Below are 7,848 nucleotides of genomic sequence, written 5' to 3'. Positions count from 1 at the left end.
CTGGGTAATCACTTCAGGCTTGAATTTTTAAATTTTATCACCATCAATTCTATTTAAAGACCTGCGGAATGTGGGTTGTTCAGTAACCCGCTTTCGCTCCAAGGCGGTGCAAAGATAGCCCACCGTTCTGGGTTTATCTGTGCTAAAATCAACCCCTACAGCATATTGTGGCTCTTAACTTTACTGCGGTTGCCAAACCGGATGGCTAGCATTCAAATCCTGGTCGTTTGTCAATTTAGTCAATGCCGAACCGTCCCGATTAATTACATACAAGTTGCTTTTGTCTCCTTGGATTTCGTTAAATATAAAAGCAATTTGCTGGCTGTCACTAGACAAAGCTAATTCTGAAATTCCCGACGGTTTTAGCCGGGTAGCTAGTTGATTTAGCTGCTTTCCGTCAGCATTGATTGTGTAGAGTTTTTGATTGTTGAACTCTCCAGCGACGAAAGTAATAAATTTGCCATCAGGCGACCACGAAAGTTCGCCGTAGTTTCTGGGTTTTTGGGTGAGGTTGTTGGCTGTCCCCCGGTTAATGTCGAGCAGGTAGATATCTTGCTGTTCGCCTGATGAATCGCCAGGTTTATTGTAATAGTAAGCAATGCGGTTGCTGTCGGGCGACCAAAATAGTTTGACGTTGTAAACCTCATTTTGCGGGTTGTTGGTCAAATTCTTGATGTTGGTTCCGTCGGCATTAATTGTGTAAATTTGCTGTTTCGGATACGCGCCGAACAGGAAAGCAATTTTTGTGCGATCGGGCGACCAAACAAGTTCACTTCCGCCGGATACATATTCGCCGGGACTGTTAGTTAGTTTGGTCATTTCCGAACCGTCGGCATTCATTTTGTAGATATTTCTATCCTTGACAAATGCTACCTGCTGGCCGTCCGGCGAAAGGTAAAATTCTGAGGAAATTTCGGTTTTAGGTGGCTCCCCTCCTACTTCCAAATTCCTAACTAATTTAGTTGCTAGGATGCCAGAAGTGTCGCTTGTATAAAGTGATTGACTGCCGGGAGTATCAGAGGTAAAACCGTCGCAAGAACGGGCAAAAAGAAGTTTCTGGCTGTTGGAAAACCAAGCTATTTCAAAATTAGCTGCTTTGCAAGCATCCCCAGCAAACTGTTTAGTTAGTTGAGAACCGTCAGCATTGACTGTATAGATGTCAGTATATCCGCTAACAAAAGCGAGTCGCTGGCCGTTGGGCGACCAAACTAGGGGAGGGCTAACATCTATATTGGGTGCAAGTTCGCGGCGGGAGGAACCGTCAGCATTGACCGCAAATAAATTGGATCTGGTCTCGCTGCCGCGCATCTGGAGGGCGGTAAACGCTAGTATCCTTGGTTTTTGGGCTGCGGTTGGGGGAGGGCTGTGAAGGCTCAAAAACAAGCTGATTAAGAGTGTTAGGGAGATGAGGGCGATCGAACTAAGTCGCAATAATTTATTCAAAAGCATTTTGTCAATATCATCTCCTTACTTTTAAATTTTCACAGTCTTCAGTCCTCATATCTCCGACTTCTTAAAGTCCTGCGGGGATATGGCAAATTCTAACTCCAAGCTATTACCAATGCCCAATTCGCAATGCCCGATTCAAAGTGTTTGTCTGTCGATATGTCTCGATAGCCTCAAACTCTGTTTAATTCTGCCAATAATTAGCTCGAACATTTTTTTGCGCGACGGATTCTTGCTGCTGGGTGGCATCCCTAACTCGCAACACATCAAGTTCAAGTCACTTGCACTCATGGCCAACAATTTTTGCCTCACCTCTTCTTCATTACCCTTCTTAGCTTGTAAACGCAGTTCTTCATAAACTTCTAGAACATTAGCCGCCGATAAATTAACAGGTTTATTAACATCAGCACCCTTGGGAATATCCGAAGTTTTTGAGCCAGCAGAAATCACTCCCCGCTTGACTTGAGTTTCAAGCCTGGTTAATTTTCGAGCAACGTCCCGCAAGATTTCCTTAAGTTCGCCAATTTCCTCAACTAAACCCCCGTTTTCTTGTTCGGAAGCAGCCAAAATTTCTTTTTTACTCATTTCAGATACTCCTCACACTCGCGCCATAGTTTTTCAAATTCTCTAACTAATTCTCGCGGCAGTTCTCCCTCATTTATCGCCCGTTTTAGCCCGACGCTTTCCCGAATTGTAGATTCTAAAAATCTAACTTCTATGTTATTATCTTTTGATATCTCATCGCAAAGTCTCTTTACTTCTCTCATGTAAAACTGAACTTCATTTGTCAGCAATCCTCCATAGGTTTTAGCTTTATTCATAAAGACTGCTATCTTAGGAAACGGATAAGGCTCAATCCGTTTCTGGAGCGAGTTTAAAACTAAACTCAATCCCCTAGAACCAAAATAATCGGGATTGACGGGAATTAATATTAAGTCGCAGCAAGAGAGTACGCTGTAGGTGAGGAGACTGAAGGAAGGCGAACAGTCAAAAAGCATCAAATCGTATTTGGGGAGATTGGCAGAGTTGGCGATTTTACCGATGAATCTGCGGATGAAGTCTTTAACACTTTTCCCCTCAAATCCATCGATATCCAACCAATACAATTCTTCAACAGAAGGGACAAAATGCAATTGTTCGTCAATCTGATAAATGGTATCGAAACCAACGGGAAATTTAAAATTCTGTCCAGCTTTTTTAAAGACTTCTAGAGCGTCGTAAATTGTAAGTCTATGCTTGAGAGATTTTTCGTACCACTTACCAAACTTGTCATCTAAATGACCTGTATTTTCGTTAAGTCCGATCGCCTCTGTGAGCGACATTTGCGGATCTAAGTCTAACATCAAGACTTCTAAGTCTGTTCCTTGGGATATAATATTTCCCAGACTCCAAGTGACGGTAGTCTTTCCGACACCGCCTTTGAAGTTGATTACGGCTATTGATTTAGGACTCATGGCTGGCTTTGTTTGGATTTTGCTCAAATATAAATTAAAACATATTGTGGCGGTTAGTCGATCGCGCGATCGCACCTGAGCAGCCCGATATGCCAATTGACATGAAAAGCAGGCTATGATATAGAAATAAATAATAAAAAAATCAAATTATTAGCCATCCAAAAGGTAAACTAAAACAGATATATTCTAGATTTAATGAAAAGGAACACCGCGACCCAATTCTCGATCGACTTAATGTTGAAAAGGTTTTATCTAATCCGAATACTTGTGCTTCTCTGAGAACCTTATTTGCATGGTGTTTAAATTTGGGGGAAATACCTACCGATAAATATCAGCTTTCAAGCGTAAAATTAAGTAAAATAACCAAATCACAATTAAATAAGTAGTTGGACAGAATTAATTACACAAAATAGAATCTGAAATTCTCTTCCTGTGAGCCTTACAAAATTATATCTGTGTAAATATTTCTGTCCATGTACTTAATATATACTTTTTTAAGTTCTGGCAGGTTTTTACGGTCGATAGAAAGTAAGGTGCGCCGAAGAGCACCTTACAAGTTTTTTTAGCGTTTCACCAGTAAGGTGCGCCGAAGAGCACCCTACAAGTTGTTTTAGCGTTTGACCAACTTCTTAGACACCTTCCGCAAGCGAATTGATTTTGGTGTTACTTCCACCAATTCATCCTGGCCGATGTACTCCAAAGCGCGTTCCAAACTCATATCAACTGGTGCTTGCAATTGCGCCAATTCTTCACCGCCAGATGCGCGGTGGTTTGTCAACTGCTTCGACTTGCAAATATTCAGCTCCATGTCTTCATCTCGGTTGTTTTCTCCGATAATCATCCCTCTGTAAACCTTGGTTCCGGGGGTAATGAAAAATACGCCACGGTCTTCAGCATTTTTCAGTGAATAAGTAGTTGCAATTCCTTCTTCAAAGGAAATCAATACTCCGTTGCGACGGGCGATAATTTCTCCACCGAGGGGGCGATAGTCGAGGAAGCTGTGGTTCATAATTCCAGCGCCGCGAGTCAAGCGCATAAACTCGCCTCGGAATCCAATCAAACCGCGAGCGGGGACTGAAAATTCGATTTGGGTGCGACCGGTGCTGCTGACGTGCATATCTTGCATTTCTGCTTTCCGCTGACCGAGGCGTTCGATGCAGCCGCCGACTGCTTCTTCGGGTACGTCTAACACCAAACATTCAAAGGGTTCGCAGGGACGACCGCCGATTTCGCGGTAGATTACTTGCGGCTGGGATACTTGGAATTCGTATCCTTCGCGACGCATATTTTCGATCAGGATTCCGAGGTGGAGTTCGCCGCGGCCGGATACGAGGAATTTGTCGGGAGATTCGGTTTCTTCGACGCGCAAGGCGACGTTGGTTTGGAGTTCTCGCATTAGCCGATCGCGAATTTGACGCGATGTTACTAAACTACCTTCTTGACCGCAGAACGGCGAATCGTTCACAGAGAAAGTCATCTGCAAAGTTGGTTCGTCTACTTTGATTAAAGGCAGTGCTTGCGGGTCGTTGGGACAGGTAATTGTCTCGCCAATATACGCATCAGCAAAACCAGCAACGGCGACAAGATTACCAGCAGAAGATTCTGGGATATCAATCCGCTTCAGGCCTTCAAAGCCCATCAATTTGGTAATTTTTGATTTGACAATCGCGCCGCTTTCGGTGATTAAGACTGCTTGTTGACCGATTCTAATCGTGCCGTTGTGGATGCGGCCGATGACGATACGACCGACGTATTCTGAGTAATCTAAGGTGGTTACTTGCAGTTGTAGTGGCTTGTTGGGGTCGCCTACGGGGGGTGGTACGTGGTCGAGAATTTCTTCAAAGAGGGGCTTCATATCGACCCCTTCGTCTTCGAGGTGTTTTTTGGCGTAACCGCTTAAGCCGGAACCGAAGAGATAGGGAAATTCGCACTGATCGTCGTCAGCACCTAGTTCGAGGAACAGATCCAAAACTTTATCGACGGCTTTGTGGGGGTCGGCTCGCTCGCGATCGATCTTATTCACAAAGACGATCGGGCGCAGTCCTTTTTCTAGGGCTTTTTTGAGCACGAACCGCGTTTGCGGCATCGGGCCTTCGTTGGCGTCTACGATCAGCAGACAGCCGTCAACCATGCCGAGAACTCGTTCGACTTCCCCGCCGAAGTCCGCGTGTCCGGGGGTATCGACGATGTTGATCAGGGTTTCTCCGTACCTGACGGCGGTGTTTTTGGAAAGGATGGTAATGCCACGTTCGCGCTCGATGTCGTTGGAGTCCATGACGCAATCTGGGATTTCTTCCCCTTCGCGGAAGATCCCGGACTGTCTGAGGAGAGCGTCCACAAGGGTGGTTTTGCCGTGATCGACGTGAGCAATGATGGCGACGTTGCGAATGGGAAGACTCATAATGCGTCTGGAGCGTTAAACGGATCTAACTAAAGATTTCTTAATAATTGTAGCGCATGAAGTCAAGGGGCGATCGGGCGCGACTGCCAGATTGGAGTGCGATCGTCGGTAGAATCAAGATTATGGAAGCGCAACCGAGAGAAATGGAGCGTTACACCACGCCTGACGGCAGAGTTTCTTTCGATCGGTAATTTTGAGTTGGCCCAGGTGAAGAAGCTTGGATAGGGGACGATCGCCCGTATTAAGATGAGGGTGCAAGTACGATCGACTTTATGGAAGTACAACCGAGGGAAATTAGACGTTATATTACCCCAGACGGTAGAAATCCTTTCGCAGAGTGGCTTAGTTCCCTGCGAGATTTGAATGCGGTAGTTAAAATTGAGCAAAGGCTTGACCGAGTTCGCTTAGGGAATTTAGGAAACAGCAAGTCTGTTGGGGAAGGAGTCTGCGAATTAAAAATTGATTTTGGGCCGGGGTATCGCGTGTACTTCGGACAATTGGGGTCAACAATAGTTCTTCTTCTCTGCGGTGGGGATAAAAGCACTCAAGAACAAGATATCCGCAAAGCTAAGGAGTATTGGAAAGAATATGGAGAACGCGAAAATGCCAACGAGCGATAGTTACCAGGGCTATCTGATAGAAGCGCTCAAGGATAAAATACACGCTGCGGCTTATCTAACAGCGCATTTGGAAGACGAAGAGCCTGAACCTGGTTTGCTGGAACTCGGACTTAGCAATGTATTTGAGGCTCTTGGCGAACCAAATATGTCTGCAGAGGATGCTAAATTGCATTTGGAAAAATTAGATATTTTGTTGTCGGGAGAAGGAAGTGGGACAATTTATGCTTTGGCAAGTTGGCTGAAAGCTCTGGGATTGAAGTTATCTGTTGCGGTTGATGAAGGGGATAAAGGGGAAGAGAAAGATTCTGTTGGTGGTGCTGAATTGGCGGAAGTGGGTAATGTTTGATGAGGGGCCAATTTCTCAAACATGGCTTTTTAAGTTTTTTTGATTTTAGGGGAGCACTATGTCAGAAACCGAACTAGATTTAGTATCAATAGCCACGAGAGTATTGCAGCTTGAAGAAGAGCAAGTTATTCTGAAAAAATATCTAGCCAAACTTAAGAGGCAGTTAGAGGCACAGGAACAGCGATTTAACGATCGCCCTGAACCGCAAATGCTAGAAAGTTTGACTGCTGAAATTGCGTCCCTGCAACAGCCGTGTGATTTGGGAAATGGCGATATGTCTGTCATTGCCGATCGACCGATCGAGCTTGACACCGAGACAGAAAAGCAAAAGTCAGACTTTCAGTATCAGTTAGTATGCGATCGTCCCAACAGTCGCGCTGTCTTGATGGAAGCTTTATCACTAGCTCAAGAGCGGCTGATTATTGTTTGCCCTTGGCTCAATTGTAACAGCATTAATGATGAATTGCTGCAAAAATTTAGAGAGTGTTTGAACCGAGGATGTTTGATAAATATTGGGTGGGGTTATCTGGGAGACAGGCAAAATATCGGCAAGGGATGGCGCTACAATGCTTTGGCAGATTTGCAAGAATTAGCAAGCGAATATCCCGATCAATTTTGTCTCTCTTTATTGGGAACTCACGAAAACTTTTTAGTCTGTGATTCTAGTTTTGCCATGTTGGGTAGCTATAATTTTCTGACTAACAGCGATGAAAGTGCAGAAAAAGAAGTGGGGATTCGCACGAATGACTGCCAAATTGTCAAGCAATTAATTGAGAGATTTGACAGCAGCGAAGTATTAAATGAGGAGGAGATAGAAAGGCGGTTTTTAGCGAGTTCGGATTCCATCGATCGAGCTGATTATTTGGAAGGATTAGCAGCGGATGGTGAAGATATTGCTTTAGAGGATAGCGGTGAGGAGCAGGGTAAGCTCATCTAATTTGGTATAATATGAACTTGACAAAGTTAACAAAATAAGCATAAGAGACTGTGTAGGCAGCATACTTGACTCCTAACACAGATCAGTGAGATGACAGTAATACTGTAGTTGAAAATCTCAAAAAATACCCTATATGTCTCAAGGCTTTAACAAGAAAAATGCCGATGCTCAGAAAAATTCTCATTCTGAGATAAAACTAACAGAAGTGGCAGATATCGGGTGTATTCAAAAAAGTTTAGTTCACCACTTCCCAGAGATCAAAGATCCCAGAGTAGAGAGAACTAAGAAACATCAACTCACAGATATCTTAGTAATTGCGATTTTAGCAGTAATTGCTGGAGCGCAAGGATGGGAAGACATGGAAAATTATGGCATTAGCAAAAAGCAGTGGTTAGAAAAGTTTTTGGCATTACCTCACGGTATTCCCTCGGATGACACCTTTCGTCGGGTATTCGAGTTCATTAACCCAGAAGAATTGAATCGTTGTTTTCTTCAATGGGTAGAAACCCTTGTCACCAAGATGGGAGGAGAAATAATCCCCATAGATGGGAAGACAATTAGGGGTTCATATGACCGAAATCAAGGGAAATCAGCACTCCATCTCATTAGTGCCTGGTCGAGTGAGCAACGTCTAGTCTTGGGAC

General features: G+C 44.2%; 9 protein-coding genes. 5 read left to right on the top strand and 4 right to left on the bottom strand.

Going from position 1 to position 7,848, the window contains the following annotated elements:
- Window positions 1-180: 180 nt before the first annotated feature.
- The 4 genes from QUA77_RS28305 to typA form a co-directional block, all read right to left on the bottom strand.
- On the bottom strand, window positions 181-1,449 hold the full coding sequence (locus tag QUA77_RS28305) for a DPP IV N-terminal domain-containing protein (RefSeq protein WP_333453915.1): 1,269 nt from the start codon (window positions 1,447-1,449) through the stop codon (window positions 181-183).
- Between the two features lie 135 nt (window positions 1,450-1,584).
- A complete protein-coding gene (locus QUA77_RS28300) occupies window positions 1,585-2,031 on the bottom strand; it encodes a hypothetical protein (RefSeq protein ID WP_333081900.1) in 447 nt (148 codons plus the stop codon).
- Complete coding sequence (locus QUA77_RS28295) at window positions 2,028-2,900, bottom strand: ParA family protein (protein ID WP_333029965.1); 873 nt, start codon at window positions 2,898-2,900, stop codon at window positions 2,028-2,030. The genes QUA77_RS28300 and QUA77_RS28295 overlap by 4 nt, the downstream gene beginning before the upstream one ends.
- A 610-nt stretch (window positions 2,901-3,510) precedes the next feature.
- Window positions 3,511-5,301: a translational GTPase TypA gene (gene typA, locus QUA77_RS28290; protein ID WP_333041979.1), complete on the bottom strand. Its 1,791-nt coding sequence runs from the start codon at window positions 5,299-5,301 to the stop codon at window positions 3,511-3,513.
- 56 nt (window positions 5,302-5,357) lie between these two features.
- On the opposite strand from typA, the gene QUA77_RS28285 reads away from it, so the two are divergent.
- From QUA77_RS28285 to QUA77_RS28265, 5 genes are all read left to right on the top strand, one after another.
- Entirely contained in the window at window positions 5,358-5,492 is a 135-nt protein-coding gene (locus QUA77_RS28285) for a hypothetical protein (protein WP_333453913.1), read from the top strand.
- An 81-nt stretch (window positions 5,493-5,573) separates the two neighbouring features.
- The gene (locus QUA77_RS28280) at window positions 5,574-5,921 is read left to right on the top strand and encodes a type II toxin-antitoxin system RelE/ParE family toxin (RefSeq protein WP_006633661.1); all 348 of its coding nucleotides are present in this window, start codon (window positions 5,574-5,576) and stop codon (window positions 5,919-5,921) included.
- Window positions 5,905-6,267, top strand: coding sequence for a transcriptional regulator (locus QUA77_RS28275; RefSeq protein ID WP_333040586.1), 363 nt, complete (start codon window positions 5,905-5,907; stop codon window positions 6,265-6,267). The genes QUA77_RS28280 and QUA77_RS28275 overlap by 17 nt, the downstream gene beginning before the upstream one ends.
- 58 nt (window positions 6,268-6,325) lie before the next feature.
- A complete protein-coding gene (locus QUA77_RS28270; RefSeq protein WP_333453911.1) occupies window positions 6,326-7,204 on the top strand; it encodes a phospholipase D-like domain-containing protein in 879 nt (292 codons plus the stop codon).
- 133 nt (window positions 7,205-7,337) lie between these two features.
- A partial coding sequence (locus QUA77_RS28265; protein ID WP_333453909.1) for an ISAs1 family transposase occupies window positions 7,338-7,848 on the top strand: 511 nt, incomplete at its 3' end.

The organism is Microcoleus sp. K5-D4, from assembly GCF_036704575.1.
Classification (GTDB): Bacteria; Cyanobacteriota; Cyanobacteriia; order Cyanobacteriales; family Microcoleaceae; genus Microcoleus.
The sequence above is the reverse complement of the archived record's forward strand: the minus strand, read 5'-3'. Positions and strand labels throughout refer to the sequence as shown.